This is a genomic window from Paraburkholderia sp. UYCP14C (assembly GCF_004197395.1).
Taxonomy (GTDB): domain Bacteria; phylum Pseudomonadota; class Gammaproteobacteria; order Burkholderiales; family Burkholderiaceae; genus Paraburkholderia.
In genome coordinates, this window is sequence record NZ_SELS01000065.1 from 21,125 (window position 1) to 40,717 (window position 19,593).

The following is a 19,593-nucleotide window of genomic DNA, read 5'->3' on the forward strand; positions in this document are numbered from 1 at the left end:
ATGAGGCGCAGCAAAGTATCAAAACAAGGAGGACGGACGATGTCGAATAAGGTTGCATTGGTCACCGGTATCACAGGACAGGATGGCTCTTATCTTGCTCAATTCCTGCTTGACAAGGGATATGAAGTTCATGGCGTCAAGCGGCGAACATCGCTGTTCAATACGGATCGTATCGACCATTTATACGAGGACGACCATGTATCGCAGCGCCGCTTTCATCTGCATCACGGTGACCTGACCGATTCCTCGAGCATCTTGCGAATTATTCAGCGGGTGCAACCAGACGAGATCTATAACCTCGCCGCGCAAAGCCATGTTGCGGTTTCTTTTGAAGAGCCTGAGTACACGGCGAACGCGGACGGGCTGGGTGCGCTACGCATACTCGAAGCGGTGCGAATTCTGGGTTTTGAGAAGACGGCCCGGTTCTATCAGGCGTCGACATCGGAGTTGTTCGGACTGGTTCAGGAAGTGCCGCAACGGGAAGGCACGCCGTTTTATCCGCGCAGTCCCTATGCCGTGGCCAAGATGTACGCATACTGGATCACGGTCAACTATCGCGAGGCATATGGCATATACGCTTGCAACGGCATTCTGTTCAATCACGAATCACCCGTTCGGGGCGAGACCTTCGTCACGCGCAAAATCACGCGCGCTCTCGCGCGTATCGCAATCGGTTCGCAGGATTGCCTTTACATTGGCAATTTATCGGCGAAACGCGACTGGGGACACGCGCGCGACTACGTTCAAATGCAATGGCTCATGTTGCAACAGGAGGAGCCGGAAGATTTTGTCATTGCATCTGGAACGCAATACAGCGTGCGCGAATTCGTTCAGCAGGCCGCGTCGGAGCTCGGCATCAAACTTCGGTTTGACGGAAGCGGAGTCGATGAAGTCGGGATCGTCGAAAGTGTGGGCAGCCGGGAATGCCGCGTCACGCCCGGGACGGTCATCGTGCGAGTGGACCCTCGCTACTTTAGACCGACGGAGGTCGAAACTTTGCTCGGCGATCCGTCGAAAGCCCACACAAAGCTGGGTTGGTCGCCGACCGTCACGTTCAACGCTCTTGTCCGGGAAATGGTGTTGTCCGACTATCAGATCGCCAAGCGCGATGCGCTGATCACCCTGGCGGGCTACAGGGCGTTAGAGCATCACGAGTAAGGACGAAGATTGGCCGAGTCGGCATGCAACCCAGGAGCGTGTCAAATGTCGTCGCGTCTCGTATTTTCACTCGTTGTCTTTGCGCTCTTCGCGGCAGCCTTGGCACAATACGCGGATCAGGCGCTTGGCGCGCTCGGCACCGGCGCGATAAACGTCTGGAACCTGAACTCGGCCGCTATGGATGAGGCGGGTGCTGTCAAGTACGCGAAGGACGCGAGCATCGCCTTGATCGGAGTCGGATGGCCTTTTGCGCTCGGTTTGAATCGCTTTCCGGGGAGAATACGTGCGGTTATTCTGATGTTCTTTACGTGGATTCTTTGCATCATGTCGGTGGGAGTTGTACCGTTCATCGCAGGTTGGACACCGTTGTTCTTTCTGGCTGCAGGATTGCGCTGGGTTCTGCTGGTTCATGCGTCATTCGGCTTATTCGTGTTTGCGAGTTTCCTGCCGGCCGATAAGCGGGGACAAACGGCCCTTGTGCTCGCGTTGCTCGCGCTTGGCGCACTAGACTTTTACGTTGTCCTGCGGCAATGGATACAACTCGGACAAGTTCGGGAAGTTCTATTTACGCAGGATCGGTACACGGGCTTGTTCAGTAACGCGGCGCTAGCAGGCATGTATGCGATTTCGCTTGCGAGCATGGTGCTCGTTCTAGACCGCGCGCGGCCGCTTTATAGGCTTATACTGCTTTCCGTCGCGGTCGTGATTGCTATCTCTTCGGGCACGCGATTCGCTATGCTCAGTATCGCGGCGATCGTCGGCGTAGTAGTTTGGGAAACACTTGGGGGACGGCTGAGCCGCACTGACCGGATGTTGCTGGTGGTGACGGCGCTGCCGATTGCTATCTGCCTCGCGCTCGTTGGCTATTCTCACATGGTCGAAGCGGTCGGCCGCGGCGATGTACTGACTGATCAACTTGACGAAGGCGGCCGTCTATCCAACCTGGGGAAGATAGCGGAGCAGCTCTCAGAGGCAGCTCCAGCAGAACTCTTCCTGGGAAGAGGCCTCGGCGTCGGCACGAACACAGCGGTCATGCTCCTTGATCGTGCGGGCATCGACCCGGAGCAATATCGGTTCAATACGATCATTGATAACGCCTTCGTGACGATGCAGTTTCAAATCGGAATAATAGGCATGCTAATTTTCATGACGGGTGCGACTGCGTTTATCTGGCGCATCCGTCCGCGTCATTCGAGGCGTCAGTCAGTACGATATGTGCTGTTCATTGGGATCACGATTGCAGCCTGTATGGATGTCAACCTATTCGAGCAGTATCCACTGGTGACGACTCTGATGCTCTGCTTTGGGGACATATACTGGCGCTCTTTGGGCGCGTACCTGTCGAGGCGTCGATCTCGTAGCGCGAGCTCTCGTCGTACCGAAGCAGGAATCGCCGACCTGGAGCAGAAATGCTTGTTTTCATAGCGCCATACAGCGCCTCCAATCGTGGGGCGAACGTCAACCTGGGCGCCGCACGCAAGGTGGAGTTCTTTCTGGCGTTGGCGTCGAAACTTTCGAAGGATGTTCTGTTGATCAATACGGGCCACATAGACGCGCGATGGTCACGTAGACAAGTGCGGGATTCTGTCATCGGCACGCAGCACATTCGGGAGATTTCGCTTCGCTGCTATCCCGTAAGACCCATTGGTAAAATGCTGAACCTCTTCGAAGTCTCGGCTCTGAGCGATGAGATAGCAAAGGTTGGCAAGCCGGAAACCGTGTGGGTCTATAACGCATACGCGTTCGAGTCGATGCTCGCGCGCGTTCTGACGCGTCGGTTTGGTGCGCATCTGATCCTCCAGTTCGAAGATTGGTTGCTTTCTCGACGCCGCTGGCATCCGAAGCCGCTGCTCGACTTCATCGCATGGCGATACGTCTTACCCGCTCCATCGTTATGTCTTGCGGTTAACGATCACTTATCGACACGCGAACATCAACGCAGCGGGTGTCCCGTAGTGTTGTGTCCGGGCGTGGTGTCGGACGATCTCATTGAAGTTTGTGGACAACGGCCTCCATTCTCGCGAACGGCAGATGCTAGAACGATGGTTGGCTATTTCGGTGGCCTGAGCGTCGAGAAGGGTGCTGACGTGGTTCTCGACCTGATCCGGAATTCCGGCGGCCGCTTCATGTTTCACGTCTGCGGAGCGGGTCCGCTGGCATGCGAGTTCGTAAGACTGCGCGCTGAAGGGTATCCGGTGCACTTCCACGGTCGGGTGGACGATAGAGTATTGTTCGAATTGATCTCCTACTGTGATGTGCTGGTGAACCCGCATGCTTCAATAGAGAAAATGGGTAATGGGGTGTTTCCTTTCAAGGTTGTCGAATATGTCGCGTCGGGAAGATTGGTCATTTCCACCGAACTTCCCCCGATGAGCATGGGAGAGATTCACGCGGCCATATGCTTTGTTTCCGCGGATGCAAGGTCGATCGCCGACGCGTTGGCAAACGCGGAGCAGACGTATCGCCGTAAGCGCACGAGCATTGAACGGGCAATGAACGCAGCTGCCCAACTTCTGACGCGAAACGGGCTAGAAAGGTCAATATCCGGGGCTTTGAGCAGCCGGATCAAGGACTAGGCTGAAGCCTTTGATCAGGCCGAGCTAATCGGACTGCAGGGAGGACTTTCAAAAAAGCGACCTCTTGCACGAGGCGAAATGCGACGATGCGAATATCTATCAATGTTCGATGACGGAATCCAGCGTCGTGATATCGCAGCACATCAAACCCCGTATCATCGGGTCCAAAACGCGGACACCGCTCGAATGCGTCAGGCGCTAGCGAGCCCGGTACGTTGCACGTTATTCTCAAAGTCGGCGTAGGTTGAGGCGATGCCTTCCCTGAGGGTAATCGTGGGCGCCCACCCCAGAGCGGCGAGCTTCGATACGTCGAGCAACTTTCGCGGCGTCCCATCCGGCTTCGATGAGTCGAATCGCAGCGATCCAGAAAAACCGACGACATCGCAAACCAGTCGCGCGAGGTCGGCAATCGCTATGTCCTTTCCATATCCGACATTGAACACGCCTTCGACCAGGTCGTTGCTCAGCAGAGCGAGTACCGCGGACGCCAAATCGTCCACATGAAGGAATTCCCGTCTCGGCAATCCTGATCCCCAAACGGTGAGTGATTGGAGTCCGTTCAGCTTTGCCTCGTGCGCCTTGCGGATGAGCGCGGCCAGCACGTGCCCGCCCTGCAGATCATAGTTGTCGTTCGGACCATAGAGATTCGTCGGCATCACCGATATGAAGCGCGTTCCGTATTGTCTGTTGTACGCTTCACAAAGTTTGTGGCCCGCGACTTTTGAGATCGCGTAGGCTTCGTTGGTTTGTTCGAAAGCGCTCGTGAGCAGATAATCCTCTTTTATAGGCTGAGGACAAACCTTGGGATAGATACACGATGAACCGAAGAAGACGAGCTTCTGCGTGTGACTCTTGAATGCGGCATGGATGACATTGGTTTCGATGACGAGGTTCTCATAGAGAAACGAAGCGGGTTGAGTCCAATTGGCCTGAATTCCACCGACTTTGGCTGCGGCCAGGAGGACGACATCTATATGCTCCTGGACGAAGAAATCCATCACGGCGCGCTGATCCAGCAAGTCGAGCGACTGCCTCGAGGCCGTGATCAGGTGGTGGTATCCAGAACTGGCAAGGCGCCGTAGGAGAGCCGAGCCGACCATACCCTTATGTCCGGCGACATAGATGCGAGAGTTTTTGTTCATGTGAGTGGCCAATAGTCGAGAGAGACGCGTCGGTCGGAACGTGAGTTGCCACCGCCACTGGATTCAACGGGCTACGACGTGCGATGTGATCAGATTAGCAATGCAGATCGACCATTCAAGGTCGTGGCGGACGGTGCCAAGATCTTGTCGCGACCCTTGTGCGCCTCTGTGCGGTTGTTGTCGAGGAAATAAAGATGCGCGAGGGGACGTTGCAACTTGATCCCCGGCTCGGCCAACTTCATTCCGTATTCGGCCATCTCACGGGGTGACCGCCGAATCGATCCTATGCTTCGGGGACGCATGAAGGACGTCCGCGGGCCGTCTTATGTCGTAATCGGCCTCGCTCCCAGAAGGATCGGCGTGCCGGTGGAATACTACCGGCTCTCTTCGAGGATCAAAATGGAAGCTCTATCGATAACGGGCGACGCAGAGGTCGCTGATGACTCGAATTTCGAAGTAGTCTCGTTCGAAGGTGAAACGCTCGCCATGATCATCCGGGATTCGTTCTCGCGAAGTGGTGTGAGTTTTCTGACTCCGAAGGAGTTTCCTCAGCAACTCGCGTACATGGAACATCCCTGCGGAAAAGTGATCGACGCGCATCTTCATATGAAGCTGGAGCGGCGGATCGAATGTACGCAAGAGGTGCTCTTCGTCAAGCGTGGCCGTGTCCTGGTGAGGTTCTATGCGCCCAATAGGGACTACCTGTCGAGCCGTGTACTGTACGCGGGAGATGTGATCTTACTGGCGTCGGGCGGCCACGGGTTCGAAATGCTTGAGGACGCGTCTTTTTTCGAGGTCAAACAAGGGCCTTATATGGGGGAGCACGAGAAATTGCGCTTCGCGTCCACCGGTCCGAGCCGATGCAGTGAAGCGAGCGACGGTCCAGGCGTCGAGCTTGAAGTCAAGGAGGGTGGGCGATGATTCCGGTTAACGAACCCCTACTCGACGGAAAAGAGAGCGTTTATCTGAAGGAGTGCATTGAAAGCGGGTGGATTTCTTCGGACGGGGAGTTCGTCGAGCGTTTCGAACGTGCGATGGCGGGTTACGTCGGTCGCAGACACGCGATTGCTGTCGCGAACGGCAGCGCTGCGTTGGACGTGGCTGTGGCGGCTTTGCGGCTCGGCCCTGACGATGAAGTGATCATCCCCACGCACACGATCATTTCCTGCGCATCGGCCATAGTTCGCACTGGTGCCCGATTGAGACTGGTCGACTCAAGTCCTGATACGTGGAACATGGACGTGACGAAGATCGAGAGCGCGATCACGAGCCAAACGCGCGCGATCATGGCGGTGCACACTTTCGGTTTGCCGGTGGACATGAGTCCGCTGTTGGATATCGCAAGGAAGTACGGCCTCGCTGTAATCGAAGATGCCGCACAGGCAATTGGCCAAACCTATAACGGAGCGAAGTGCGGCAGTTTCGGCGATATCTCGTGCTTCAGCTTCTACGCCAACAAGCACATCACGACGGGGGAAGGTGGCATGATCGTCTGCGACGACGACGAGCTGGCAGCGCGCGCGAGAAGTTTGCGAAATCTGTGTTTCAAGACCGAAAGGCGATTCGTCCACGAAGAGCTTGGATGGAATTATCGGATGAGCAGCCTTCAGGCGGCTGTCGGGCTAGCGCAATTCGAGAACCTCGATGCGCACGTCACGCGAAAGCGCGACTTGGGGCGGCGGTACGAAGGCCTTTTGCGCGGAGTCCCGGGAATCGAGCTGGCGCCGGTGGCATTGCCATATGCCGAGAATATCTATTGGGTTTTTGGTGTGATGTTGGACGACAGTTTGCCCTTTGGCGCGGACCAGTTCCGGTCCATGCTGGCGGAGGCTGGTGTCAGCGCGCGGCCGTTCTTCTGGCCGATGCACGAACAGCCCGTTTTTCTCAAGCAAGGGATGTTCAAAGGGGAGAGTTTTCCGATTGCCGAGCGCATGAGTCGCAGGGGATTGTATCTGCCGAGTGGTCTCGCGCTTAGCGAGGCACAGCAGGACTACACTGTGGGCGCGCTGCGCGACATGCTGGCCACCCATGTGTAGGTGATGACGCAACGTGAGGCGTTCAGTACAGTGCTGATCCACTGCTCGCCACAGCAAATAAGCCTCGACGCGCAGCGAAACAAACACTTAATCCAGGTTGCTGGTGGTGGCACCGGGCTTTCGGTGAGCCGCTCTGGCGCGTTGCGCTTAGCCAGCATGTGACATGCCTCGTGGTTCAGGCTCGACTCGATGGCCGAGGCTGGCCGAGCCTGTGTGAAAACGCACTGATCGGACTGAATCAACGCATTCAGACCGGGTGACTCATGAAGCGATTCGTTGAAGGCGATGACCGCTAGCAGGCCGCACTGCTTCCCGAATGCGTCGATGACTACATCGGGCAGGACAATCCAGTCAGGATCATAGACGTGTTCGTCGACGAACTGAATCTCGCGGAACTCGGCTTCAATGGCGCTACGCCCGCCGTCACGGGCCGCCCCTCCTACCACCCGGCAGTGATGCTCAAGGTCTATATCTACGGGTATCTGAACCGGGTGCCGTCCAGCCGGCGTCTCGAGCGTGAATGCCAGCGCAACGTCGAGATGATGTCGCTGACAGGACGTCTGGCACCGGACTTCAAAACGATCGCAGACTTCCGCCGCGACAATGGCGCGGCCATCCGAAACGTATGCCGACGCTTCGTTGAACTCTGTCGCGGGCTGAAGCTGCTATCCCACGACATGGTGGCCGTCGACGGCAGCAAGTTTAAGGCCGTGAGCAGCCGCGACCGGAACTACACAGCAGGCAAGATCGACGAGCGTCGGCAGCAGATTGAGGAAAGTGTTCAGCGATACCTCGACGCGATTGAAACCGCAGACCGGATCAGTCCAACAGGTTTCGATGTGAAGACCGTGCACCTGTACGAGAAGATCGCCCTCCTGCGGCAGCAGATGCGTGAACTCGAACAGATCAGAAGCAGTTGAAGGTGCAGCCGGACAGACAGTTGTCGCTTACAGATCCGGATTCCCGTTCCATGACCAGTGGTGGCAAGAAACCCGGAACTGTCGGCTACAACGTACAGGTCGCCGTGGACACGAAACATCATCTGATCGTTGAACACGAGGTGACCAATGTTGGAGGCGATCATGGAGAACTCAGCAGGATAGCCCAGGCAGCAAAGGAGGCGATAGGCAAGTCTGAACTGAAGGCGCTAGCCGATCGGGGTTACTTCAGCGGCCCTGATATCCGCGCTTGCGAACTGGCCGGCATCAAGGCGTATGTCTCCAAACTACTCACGTCGGCATCGAGGAAGAAAGGTCTTTTTACCAAACGCGACCTAGCAAACCAGGATCGACATCTCTGGCCGTGCGCCTCAGCAACAAAAAGCAGTTTCCACACAGGCTCGGCCATGACATGCCATACGTCGTACTTTCCCGGCGTTTCCTTGATCGGACCGTCTCTGGGATCCGGCGTATTCGAGTCGAAGCATCACCGTTTTCTCGCGACGAATGTCGCTGACAGATCGGCGGCACTCAACTCGCCGCCCATCCACTTCACACTGTCCAGAACCTCGAACCCGCTAAGATCCAGCATCAGTTCGATCTCGGGCTTGAACATATAGCGCATCACATGCGTCTCGAGAACGGTCTCAACGGACTGCGTTTTCAAGTCCGTTAGCAGGATGGTGTAGTTGACCGCGACGGTATTGTCATGAGGACGCATTGACGGCTCGGCGATCCGCATCACCGCGGTTTCTTCGCTGGAGGCACGTTTGATGCGTACGTCGGGCGGATCGGCGAGGACCGCGGGACCGTACCAGCAATCGAACACGAACAGTCCTAATGGCGGCAGGTGCGTCGCAGCAGTGTGACACATCGCCATGAAATCGGAGTTGGTCGTTTGATAGCTGGCAACATGGAAGAGCGCGACGACTGCGTCGTAGAGTTCGTCCGTGCGCACGATCCGCGCGTCGCCTTGCCGAAACGTCAGTCGCTTCGCTATGGTGCGTGGCAGAGTGATACACCTGGCATCCGCTCGGGCAAGCATATCGGGGCTCATGTCAACGCCAGAAACACAAAATCCGGCGGCTGCGAATTCGGCCGCGTGGCGTCCGGTGCCGCAACCTAGATCCATCAGGTGACCTCCAACTATTCCGTGCCGGCCGAGCAATCCGGTGACAAAAGCCGCTTCTGCCTTGTAGTTCTTCTCATGATAGAAAAGGTCATAGTATTGTGAGTATCTCGTGCTGAAGCTCATGAAGCGACTCCATGTGTGGTCGTACAGCGACGGCGAGATCCACGTTTGACGCGGAATCGCTCTTGCTTATTCGGATGCAATCAGAGTCAAAGCTCCGAGTGCTTATGAGAAAGCGTAATCAGCGGGGCTTTGAAAATTACGTGAATGACCGTTTTCGGCAAGGTGTTGGCGGGTTGGGTCATTTCCTTGGTGACGCATCCGTTGAGGGTCCAATTGCGTGATATGACGTTATTCAAGTCGACATGTTTCAAACGCAAATAAAGTGCGGGGATGACTTTGATCCTGTGAACGAATGGCTACCTAGTGGTTTCGGTGAATCCGCGTCTATTGTGTTCGTCGTCGGATCCATCTATCGCTCAGAAAACCCAGCGGGTCGAGAAACGCCGGTAAGCGTCTTGATGCTCCTCACTTTTAGAGCTGAAGAAATCAGGCGATCTTATGGTCATGTTTATATGGAGAGCGACGATCTCGGCCAGAAGCATGTTTTTGGCCGCCAGCGCGGTAGTTATGGGTCGAATCGACACTAAGCTCCCGAGGTCGTAGGCTCTCCCCAGCATGCCAACGCAAGCCAGAGCAGCGATCCTGAGCCGATGCAAAGAGGAGGTAACGGCATGTCCGACGCTAGCACCTTGGGCGATGCAGGAGACAACGGCCTTTATCACCCATTTAAAGAACCCGCGGTGAAGCTAATAGGAATTTTGTTGTACGACGGTTTTTCGCTGCTGGAAGCGGGCACGCTTGCCGAGGTGCTTCATATCGCCAATGAACTGCAGTCTTCCGGTCAGAGAAGAAACGTCACTTACAGCGTTCGTCTGGTGTCTGCCTGCGGTGGGATGATAGCCTGTTCGTCGTCCGTTTGCGTCTGGACCGAGCGCCTGGGCGGCCAGCGGTTTCAAGGCTTCGACGCACTCTATATCCCGGGCGGTACCGGGGCGAAGCGTGCGGCCGCCGACGAGGTGCTCATCGGGTTATTGACGATCGCATGTTCGCAAACTGGCATGGTCAACCCGCTTGGCAACGGCGACTTGCTTCTTACGGCGGCGGGCATTTCTCGCCGCGACTGGGGTTGGGTCGATCGGGGAATCTGGGGCCCGGAGACGTCTAACGTCGCCGCGTCGACCGAACGTGGCGATGCGCTGATCAACTCGCTCGCGCTCGTGAAGCGGGATCTTGGATACGACATCGCGATAGCGGTGGCCGATCACTTCACCGTTTCGAAAGATCAGAATTTGACGACCATGCTGAGTACCATGGGAGCGATCACGCTGGCGGAAAAGGCGCAGGAGTCCGCGCGCTGGCTCGAGCGAAATTGCGGACGGCCGATTTCAATAGGGGAGGCGGCTCGTACGGTAGCGATGAGCGAGCGCAACTTCCTGCGTCTGTTCAAGCGCGAGATGGGAGTCACACCGTCGCAATATCTTTTGCAAGCGCGCCTCATTCTCAGTTGCGAACTATTGGTCAGAAGCGACTTGCCGATAGACAAGATTGCTCGCAGGGTCGGACTGACGAATGGCGAGCGGCTATCGAAAGTGTTCAGGAGGCAATTCTCGATGTCGGCGACGGAATACCGCCTTCGAAAGAAAAGCGGCGCTACGGCCGATCCTGCAGAGAGCGGCACTTAGGAACTGGCCCGGCAAGAACCTTTGTCGAGCGCCGCAATCGTCATATAGATGGCTCATAAACGTGGAGCAAGGAGTGAAGAATTCAAACGATTCCTTGGAACGGCCTATCCGCATGGTCGCGTTTATAGACTATGAACATGTTTTTGGCGGGGGTTATCAGCAGGCGAAGAATGCGGCCTTGCTGCTAAGGAGTCTTCCACCGGAACTTTGCGTGGTTGAGTATGTGACGACGCGGCGATCCACCATCGACGATCTGCGAAGCAGCGGCATTGAGCCTATTTATTTTCCGGTGTCCCGCTTGCGCGGGCTGGCGGCGAGACTCGGTTCAATATATAGCCGTGGAGGTCCGCGTGCCTTGCTACGGAAACCGGGCAAGATGGCTTCGGTGGACCGCTTGCTTTCGGTGATGCGCGCGGACATTGCGTACTTCACAACGCCGTCCCACCTCGCACTGGCGATTGAGCGATTCAACTACCTGTTCACCGTTTGGGATCTGTGCCATCGTGATGAAGTCGAGTTTCCCGAAGTCCGGATCAAGCACGAATTCGAGCGTCGAGAATTTTTGTACGGATCTGCCTTGAAGAAGGCCTGCGGCATCTTCGTCGATTCGCAGGCCGGCCGCGAGAAGGTTGTCAGGCGGTACGGAGTAGACAACGACCGCGTCCATTTGATGCCATTTTCGCCCGCCCGCGCGACTGTGCTTTCCAAAGAGGCGTACGTGGAGCACTTCGTCGATGTCAGGACGAAGTACAAAATTCCGCGCGGTCTGAAATACGCCTACTATCCAGCGCAGTTCTGGTCGCACAAGAACCATGTGTTTCTATTGAAGGGACTGCGCGCGCTGGAGTCCCGCTACGGCATCCATGTAGGTGCGGTCTTCACAGGAAGCGATTTCGGCAACCTGAGATACGTGCGTTCGGTCGCCGCCGATCTCGGTCTGGGCGACCGTGTGTTCTTTCTCGGTTTCGTTCCGGATAGCGACGTGCCTTACTTGTATCGCGAGTCGATCGCGTTGGTGATGCCCACATATTTCGGCCCGACCAATCTGCCGCCACTCGAGGCGTTCAGTCTGGGCGTACCGGTCCTTTACCCGGACCTCGAGGCGCTGCGTGAGCAGGTCGGCGACGCGGGACTGCTGATCGATCTGGCTCGACCCGATAGCATGGCAGATGCGCTTTTCAGTCTGATCGACCAACCTGCGTTGCGCCAGTTGATGATCGAGCGTGGCACGCGGCGTCTCGAGAGCAACGATGACGCAACACGCCTGTCGACGCTGGAACGAGTGCTCGAGCGATATCGCATCCGCGCGGTATGTTGGGGAGAGGAAGCCTGGATTAATTAGAGTGCGGCTCATTCGATAGCTGCCGACTCCGGGTGGTGACTCAATGATTGCTGTCACCGCGCCGAGCACGAGGTCCGGATTGACGAGGGCAGGGCGGCGTCATACAACCGGTTGTCAGCTTAGTCGATGCGATGCATCGCTTTCGACAGAATTCCGCGCGGTGGTCCGTTGGTTTGGTCGGCGCGTGTCGGGCAATCAACTTCACGAAGTCAGTACACGTCGCCATGCGGTCCATCTCGTGGAGCGACGCACGCTCGTGGGTGCGACGGTTGCGCAGGTCAAGGTGGAGGGGAAACGACAACATCGTCCGCACCAACGAAATCTATAACTGCGCCGAACACGGCGCGTGACGAAGGGACCGGTTTCTACGACATGCTGGACTCACAGATATCACCGTCGTTGAATGCGATACCCGAGCAAGCGGACTGTATTCGGGGCCGGTCGCGCGGTGACTGCATTTGACCGATCCCACGGGCAATCACGTAGAGAGGAATGATTGCCCGCAACTGGCAATGTGCCGGAGAAGGGCCGAACGAACCATACCCTTGTGTCCAGCGACATAGATCCGGGAATCTTTATTCATGTTGGTGCCCAATCGTCCATTGAGACACATTGATCAGAACGTGATTTCAAGCGGAGCGTGGATCCTGAAAGGCCCGACGTGCGATTCTCAGGTTAGTGATCGGGATAGACAGGTCTCAGCTTGTGGCGGTCGGTGCCCGGATATCGTCGCGGCCTGCGATTCCTCTCACTGATGACATTGACTAAATGAACCCGCGTGAGAACACCTTGTACCGTGCGACTCGCTTCAGCCAACGTCATGGCATATTCGGTCAACCCGTCTAGTGACCCTGGAACCGCTCCTATGCTTGCAGACGCGTGAGGTCGTTCTCAGCTCATCGTGTGCCGTGAGCGGACTGGTTCGCACGACGTTGGCGGTGTCGGAAAGTCGCGACACGTTTTCGTCGAGGAGAAAAATGGAAACTCTATCGGCAGCAGTCAACGTAGCGATCGTTGGGGACGCAAGTCTCGAGGTTATCTCGTCTGCGGGCGCAACTATCGCGATGATCATTCGGGATTCGTTCTCGAAGGACGGTATCAACTTCTTGACAACGAGTTGGTTTCCTCAGCACCTTGCTGACCTGGAGCATTCGGCGGGAAAGGTGATTCAGTCGCATCTTCACACTAGGTTCCCGCGCCGGATTGAGCGCACGCAAGAAGTGTTCTTAATCGAGCGGGCGGCAGGATGGTCAAGCTCTATACGGCCGATGGGGATTTTTTGACGAGCCGCGTGCTGTGCGCGGGTGATGTCATCTTGCTGGCGTCAGGTGGGCACTGGTTCGAGATCATCGACGACGTATCTTTCACCGAAGCCAAGCGGGATCCCTATGATGGAGAGCAGGAGAAAGTGCGCCTCACGGCCAACCCATAACCGATGAATCGAATTGGCGACGCCGGGAAGTACGTGATCGACGCAAGACCAGAGGTGCGAACCATGGAAGACGCAGTGAGTTCTGAAGGCGCAATGGCAGCGGCGACCGCAGAAGCGTCGCTCGGACACTCCTGTCGGCGTATCGTCCCGGTCATTCTCGCGGGCGGATCAGGCACGCGCCTCTGGCCGATGTCGCGAGAGCAGTTTCCAAAGCAGTTGATCGGTGTGGTTGGACGGGATTCATTACTGCAGGCTACCGTCACACGGATGGAAGGTTTCGCGGGCAGCTTCGATGTCGACACTCAACCGATTATCGTGTGTGGGGAGGAACATCGCTTCGAGACGGAAGAGCAGGTGCGGCTGTGCGGTGTCTCCGCGAAGATAATCGTCGAGCCTGTGCGGCGCGATACGGCACCAGCGCTCACCCTCGCGGCGCTCGCAGCCGTTAGCCGGGACAATGACGCGATCATGGTGGTGATGCCGTCTGACCATTCCATCTCAGACATTCCGGCCCTGCATCGCGCTATCGCAATTGCCGCTGAATTTGCCGAACGCACCATGATCGTGACGCTCGGCGTAGCGCCCACACGGCCTGATACCGGCTTTGGCTATATCCGAATCGGCGGCGCGCTCGAAAACGGCGCACATCTGATCGACCGCTTCGTCGAAAAGCCCACGACCGAACTCGCCGCGCAGTACGTCGCCGCAGCCACCTACTGGTGGAACAGCGGTATCTTCATCATGCGAGCAAGCGTGTGGCTCGAATCGCTAGCCAAACTCAACGGCGACATGCATGCGGCCTGCACCGCGGCGTTCATGGAAGGCAAAGCGGACGACAACCTGATTCGGCCTTGCCCGTTTCAGTTTGGCCGTGTGCCGGCGGATTCCATCGACTATGCGGTAATGGAGCACATCGGCGCGGCCGGCTCGCCTTGCAAAGGCGTGGTCGTGCCATTGGCGGCGGGATGGTCGGACCTCGGATCCTGGGATGCGGTGTGGGAAGCGATGGAGAAGGACGGGCTCGGCAACGTGGCGAGCGGGCGTGTCGTTTTCGAAGGCGCGACGTCAAGTTACGCGCGCGCCGAGGGCGGGCGGCTAGTTGCATGCGTTGGCACTTCCAACGTAGTCGTCGTCGACACGGACGACGCCGTGCTCGTCGCAGACCGCTCTCACGCGCAGGACATCAAGACGCTGGTGGCGCGCTTTCGCGAGCAGCGCGCGCCTGAAGCCGAGACTCATCGGAAGGTGCGCCGTCCGTGGGGCTTCTACGATGCGATCGAGCGCGGCGAGCGTTTTCAGGTGAAGCGCATCGTGGTTGCGCCAGGCGCTCGCCTGTCGTTGCAGATGCACCACCATCGCGCCGAGCACTGGGTCGTCGTGCGCGGCACGGCGCTCGTGACGCGGGGCGAGGAACAGTTTCTTCTTTCAGAAAACCAATCGACCTTCATTCCGCTCGGCGTTCGGCATCGGTTGGAGAATCCGGGCAAAGTGCAGCTCGAAATCATCGAGGTTCAATCGGGCAGTTATCTCGGCGAGGACGATATTGTGCGCCTGGACGACTGCTACGGCCGAATTTGACCCTATCGCATCGCATAGCGCATCGGGTGCGAATCCTTTCAACTTTAGGATTGCAACTGAAGCAGGGCTTTCAGACCAGGGGGTGACATGCGCGATATACAGGCGTTGCTCGCACGTGTATTCGATGTCGGCATGGTAGTGGGCGGCGCGACCGTCGCGTCGCGGATCAGGTTCGACTATTTTGCGGAGCCGGGCTACTACGTGCCCTTCGTCGCTTTTTCGGCGGCGTTTTCGCTCGCGCTGTTTCCGGGCTTCGGCGTATATGAGTCGTGGCGCGGTCGCGGCAAGCTCATATTGGCGTGCCGGGTGTCGCTCGCCTGGCTGGTCGTGCAGGCTTGCGCGCTCGTTCTGATGTTCTCGCTGCATCGGCTCGACGATGTTTCGCGCCTTTGGTTCGCCTACTGGACCGGGGTCTCCGCAGGCTTGATGAGCGCGGGCCGTTTCATTACGCATGTGGTGCTCGCGCATTTGCGACAGGCCGGCATGAATTTTCATCACGTAGCGGTCGTCGGCTGCGGCGGCCTCTGCGAGTCCATCATGCTGAAGATCGAGCGGGCGAGCCATTCGGGCTTTCGGGGGAGCGGGATATTCAATGCATCGCCCGACTCGCCGATTACCGCGCGCGTGCCTGTCTTCGAGGACTTCGACGAGTTCGTGAGTCATGTTCGTGCGCAGAACGTGCACGAAGTGTGGCTTGCGCTTCCGCTGTCGCAGGAGCGAACCCTACTGCGTTTCATGAATGAGTTTCGCGACGATCTCGTCAACGTGCGCTTCATTCCAGACGTCCGCAGCCTCGCGCTATTCGAAAGCGGGGTAACGGAACTGCTCGGTATGGCCGCGATCAATCTCCTTGCATCTCCGCTTTCGCAGAGGGCGCTCCTGCAGAAGGAGATTTTCGACCGGATCTTCGCACTCGTCGCGCTCATCGCGGTCTCGCCGCTGCTGATCGGCATCGCCATTGCGGTCAAGCTCAGCTCGCGCGGTCCGATTCTCTTCAAGCAGCGCAGAAAGGGGGCGGATGGGCGCGTCTTCACCATCTACAAATTCCGGTCGATGCGCCTGCACACCGAAAAAGCCGGTGTGCTCCAACAGGCCACGCGCAACGATCCACGCGTGACGCGCGTCGGCGCATTCTTGCGCCGCACGAGCCTGGACGAGTTACCGCAGTTCTTCAACGTCCTGCGCGGCGATATGTCTGTCGTCGGCCCGCGTCCGCACGCGCTCGAACATGACGACCTGTACCAGAAGGTTGTGTCGGGTTATATACATCGCTACCGGATCAAGCCCGGCATCACCGGTTGGGCGCAGGTCAATGGCTTTCGTGGGGAAACGGACCGGATAGAGAAAATGGAAGGTCGGGTCGCGCACGATCTGTACTATCTGGGGAACTGGTCGTTCTGGCTCGATATGCGGATCATCGGTGCAACCGTATTCAAGGGGCTGTGCAGCGTCAATGCTTACTGATGGCTGGACGTCGTCATGTGACAGTGACGGCGTATGGCGCGACGGATCTCATCGCTCGCAGACACGCGATGACAGGGAACTTCGCTTTCTCGCGACAAAGGTAGCCGACAGGTCCGCGGCACTGAACTCGCCGCCCCGCCGCTCCACTGTCCAGTAGTTCAAAGCAGCTCAAGTCCAGATCCGCACGATGATCGACAGGCTGAGTTCGGGGGCGAATCAGTGATTCATCGCTGCCGCAAGGCTGGCCGCAGGACCCCAAATCTAAGGGACAAAAAAAGAGCGTGCGGTCACGTTGAAGCGTTCGCGACGCATCCCGGGCACTGACGATCGGGCTATGCGTACATTTCTTAAAGTTTGTTCGACGCCTGCCCATGTCCGCGGGCATCCAAGCACGCGTCAGCGCATGCGGGTAGGCGTTGGACAAACCTTAAGAGGAGCGGGCGTCTGGCCGACTGAACGACGCGGCGGATCAATGACGCTTCCTGGCGAACCGGGTCCGACATGTCCGGCTCAGGTCGTTGACCAGAATCGGACACTCGGACAATGGGAGTGCGTGGGGCCGCTTTGACGTGCGAGACCTGACGCCCGCCTTCCCACCGCACTCTAGTGCGGTCCCGGAGAGTCGTAAGCTAAAGCCTTCCGCAGACGCCAAAGGTCAATCGCGCTAGAGGGTAAGCGATCGTTCTGGTGCCACGACCAGATATGTGATCGAATCGGCAGAATCGTTGAGGCGATTGATGGAATGATTGGACCCGAACGTAGCCTCCTAGTCCATGCAAACGCCCGCAACTTCCGGCCATTTTCATGCTTTGTTCCGCCAGAGCCCATCCGGCCAGTCACCCTTGACTAAGATGACCCCGACCACCTCGCTCGAAAGGACGAGTGTGGGAGCACCCCGACAGGGAAAGCCGCATGGGATATCGGGTCACAAGTCAAAGGCACATGGTGCGCGCGTCAGGCGCCTCATGAGCGGCCACCGGACAGTTCGAACATGCCAAAGCCAAGCCATCTTCTTTCACCGACGTACTGGCTGTGTCGTCTGACCCCTGAGTTCATCGGACGCTACCCATCCTGGTCGGCCGCGCGCGCAGCTGCGGACGGCTATGATGCCCCGGAAATACTTCAGGCCGTGCGTGCATCGGCCTTGAAGGTCAAGCGCGGCGAGGCTGCGTTCGAGCGTGATTCGGTCTGCTTTGAGCGCGAGGAATTCCGCTGGCCACTACTCGGTTGCCTGCTTCACGCTGCGATCATAAAGCAGCGCAATCTTCATGTCGCCGATTTCGGTGGATCGCTCGGCAGTTTCTATTACCAGCACGGACAGTTTCTGCAACAGATCGAAGGCCTGCAGTGGTCCATCGTCGAGCAGAGCGACTACGTCACAGTCGGACGCGAAGATTTCGAAGATGACACGCTGAAGTTCTACTCCACCCTGGGATGCGCGGCGGCGAGAAATGCCATCGACGTCACCCTGTTCTCCGGGTCACTGCAATATCTCGATGACCCATTCGACCATATACGGCAGGCGGCAGCCTTATCGAACTGCATCGTGATCGACCGTACACCGTTCATCGATGAGCCTGAGGACCGCATCACCGTTCAGCGCGTACCCGCGTCGATCTACAAAGCTTCCTATCCACACCGCTTTATCTCGACTGAAAAGTTCGCGCGCTTCATGGCCCAAGTCGGTTATGACCTGTTTTGCGAATGGGAAGGGTTCGATCAGGCGCATGTCGGCTCGCGCTATTTGGGGCGTGCGTACTTCGCACGGGTAATGGCGAGGCGAATCGGTTGCTCAGGGTGAATGCGGCATGCAGTGCGGGCGTAGCATGTGTGTGGCCTTTCAGAAAATCGTAGCGGGTTGTTCTGCGGTCAAGCGCGCGTCCGAGCCCTGCGCAGTGAATCGTTGAGGCGCCTTAAATCGACAAGAGGAAGCGGCTGTTGCAGCGATACGCGACAACCGCATCAACTGTTCGGGTGACCACTCTCCGCCATGGGTGCGCAGCAACAATTGACCGAAGCTCGCCAATGCGAAGCGATCAAATCTTCATTCATTGAAGAATGTCCTATTTTGACCTGATTCTCGAGCGACTTCTACCGGAACGGATCGGTCATCCAAACGTCTCGTTATGGCGGTGTCCGTTCCATCTCGATCGGCCTCGGCCATACGTTCGTCGAACAAGCGCCGGATTCCTCGTTTCCTAGCGATCACGCCACGGTGTTCGCGAGCATCGCACTCACATTGCTTCTCGCGGGGCTCGTTTGCGCCGGACTGCTCATTTCGCTCGCAGGCGGGGCGGTCGCATTGGCACGCGTGCACATTGGCGTGCATTTTTCGCTCGATATGGTAGGCGCCGTGAGTGTCTCGTGTCTGACGTACGCCCTCCTCGCACCGCTCTCGGCGCGTGCGGGCGATGCGTTCATGAGCTTGCTTATCTCGCTGTATCGAAGGATGTAGTCGTGGCCGATCCGGCGTGGATGGCTCGCGCCTTAGCCGCTGTCGCGATGAGGCCCAACTTTCGAGGCCCAACGTGGCACAAGATCTGTGCAGCTTTGGGAGAACCGGGCGGATGCTAGCCTAACCACAATACGCATTGGTTGAACTCGGTCGCGATCGCTCGTCGCCGCCCTCGACGAGCGACCGATGAGCAGCGGCGGATCAGTTAGACAACTGTGACCTGACGGTATCACTGACGGTATCGGCGGGCGCTATGAAACCCGAGTCAGGCCCGGCGTTGGGTTTGCGGCGGGTGGTTGCTGATTGAGTGGGTGTGTTCGACTCACGAGTGATACTGCACCAGACAATCAAGCGTAGTCAGTCGCAATCGATTTGGCGGGAAGAATGGGTAGGATCATGGGTAGGGGACGATCCGTAACGGTGGGAGTCGCAACTGGCGGGGTTTTCCGGGCGGCGGTTGGCGTCTGCTGCCTTCCGCCCGGCAAGGCTTCCGGGGTGTTCCGACATGTTCCGAGAATGTCCTTTAAGTCGCTGATTTCAAAGCGGTTTATGGGTAACGGCGTGCTTGCCGCTTCCAGCGATGTCCCGCACAATT

Annotated in this window: 14 protein-coding genes and 1 pseudogene; 12 read left to right on the plus strand and 3 right to left on the minus strand. The window is 57.6% G+C overall.

Annotation, left to right across the window (positions count from 1 at the left end; all coding sequences use genetic code 11):
* The first annotated feature begins 39 nt into the window (after positions 1-39).
* From gmd to EVC45_RS36580, 3 genes are read left to right on the plus strand one after another with little or no spacing between them, the layout of a single operon-like run.
* Complete coding sequence (gene gmd, locus EVC45_RS36570; RefSeq protein ID WP_129962997.1) at positions 40-1,158, plus strand: GDP-mannose 4,6-dehydratase; 1,119 nt, start codon at positions 40-42, stop codon at positions 1,156-1,158.
* Positions 1,159-1,203: 45 nt separating this feature from the next.
* A complete protein-coding gene (locus EVC45_RS36575; RefSeq protein WP_129962998.1) occupies positions 1,204-2,583 on the plus strand; it encodes a hypothetical protein in 1,380 nt (459 codons plus the stop codon).
* Positions 2,568-3,734, plus strand: coding sequence for a glycosyltransferase (locus EVC45_RS36580; protein WP_129962999.1), 1,167 nt, complete (start codon positions 2,568-2,570; stop codon positions 3,732-3,734). Before EVC45_RS36575 ends, EVC45_RS36580 begins: the two co-directional genes overlap by 16 nt.
* A gap of 191 nt (positions 3,735-3,925) precedes the next feature.
* Here the strand turns inward: EVC45_RS36580 and EVC45_RS36585 are convergent, their stop codons facing one another.
* Complete coding sequence (locus EVC45_RS36585; protein WP_129963000.1) at positions 3,926-4,876, minus strand: GDP-L-fucose synthase; 951 nt, start codon at positions 4,874-4,876, stop codon at positions 3,926-3,928.
* Positions 4,877-5,176: 300 nt separating this feature from the next.
* On the opposite strand from EVC45_RS36585, the gene EVC45_RS36590 reads away from it, so the two are divergent.
* From EVC45_RS36590 to EVC45_RS36600, 3 genes and pseudogenes are all read left to right on the plus strand, one after another.
* Complete coding sequence (locus EVC45_RS36590; protein WP_248295403.1) at positions 5,177-5,797, plus strand: hypothetical protein; 621 nt, start codon at positions 5,177-5,179, stop codon at positions 5,795-5,797.
* Positions 5,794-6,912 carry a DegT/DnrJ/EryC1/StrS aminotransferase family protein gene (locus EVC45_RS36595; protein ID WP_129963001.1) on the plus strand — a complete coding sequence of 373 codons (1,119 nt, stop codon included), beginning with the start codon at positions 5,794-5,796 and terminating at the stop codon, positions 6,910-6,912. The genes EVC45_RS36590 and EVC45_RS36595 overlap by 4 nt, the downstream gene beginning before the upstream one ends.
* A 305-nt stretch (positions 6,913-7,217) precedes the next feature.
* Positions 7,218-8,185: pseudogene (locus EVC45_RS36600) on the plus strand (IS1182 family transposase); the annotation flags it as partial.
* Positions 8,186-8,337: 152 nt separating this feature from the next.
* Here EVC45_RS36600 and EVC45_RS36605 read toward each other — a convergent pair.
* Positions 8,338-9,105, minus strand: a complete 768-nt coding sequence (locus tag EVC45_RS36605; protein ID WP_129963002.1) for a class I SAM-dependent methyltransferase — start codon at positions 9,103-9,105, stop codon at positions 8,338-8,340.
* A 611-nt stretch (positions 9,106-9,716) separates the two neighbouring features.
* Here EVC45_RS36605 and EVC45_RS36610 point away from each other — a divergent pair.
* The 6 genes from EVC45_RS36610 to EVC45_RS36635 all read left to right on the plus strand — a co-directional run bounded on the left by EVC45_RS36610 (position 9,717) and on the right by EVC45_RS36635 (position 18,344).
* The gene (locus tag EVC45_RS36610; protein WP_129963003.1) at positions 9,717-10,727 is read left to right on the plus strand and encodes a GlxA family transcriptional regulator; all 1,011 of its coding nucleotides are present in this window, start codon (positions 9,717-9,719) and stop codon (positions 10,725-10,727) included.
* 73 nt (positions 10,728-10,800) lie between these two features.
* Positions 10,801-12,069 (plus strand): glycosyltransferase family 1 protein, encoded by a 1,269-nt coding sequence (locus EVC45_RS36615; RefSeq protein ID WP_248295404.1) that lies wholly within the window; start codon positions 10,801-10,803, stop codon positions 12,067-12,069.
* Between the two features lie 1,246 nt (positions 12,070-13,315).
* A complete protein-coding gene (locus EVC45_RS36620) occupies positions 13,316-13,501 on the plus strand; it encodes a hypothetical protein (RefSeq protein WP_129963004.1) in 186 nt (61 codons plus the stop codon).
* 93 nt (positions 13,502-13,594) lie between these two features.
* Entirely contained in the window at positions 13,595-15,079 is a 1,485-nt protein-coding gene (locus EVC45_RS36625; RefSeq protein WP_248295405.1) for a mannose-1-phosphate guanylyltransferase/mannose-6-phosphate isomerase, read from the plus strand.
* Positions 15,080-15,166: 87 nt separating this feature from the next.
* Positions 15,167-16,543 carry an undecaprenyl-phosphate glucose phosphotransferase gene (locus tag EVC45_RS36630; protein ID WP_129963006.1) on the plus strand — a complete coding sequence of 459 codons (1,377 nt, stop codon included), beginning with the start codon at positions 15,167-15,169 and terminating at the stop codon, positions 16,541-16,543.
* 991 nt (positions 16,544-17,534) lie between these two features.
* Complete coding sequence (locus tag EVC45_RS36635) at positions 17,535-18,344, plus strand: methyltransferase, TIGR04325 family (RefSeq protein ID WP_129963007.1); 810 nt, start codon at positions 17,535-17,537, stop codon at positions 18,342-18,344.
* 1,001 nt (positions 18,345-19,345) lie between these two features.
* Here the strand turns inward: EVC45_RS36635 and EVC45_RS46285 are convergent.
* On the minus strand, positions 19,346-19,593 hold a 248-nt coding region (locus tag EVC45_RS46285), incomplete at its 5' end, for a hypothetical protein (RefSeq protein WP_211193534.1).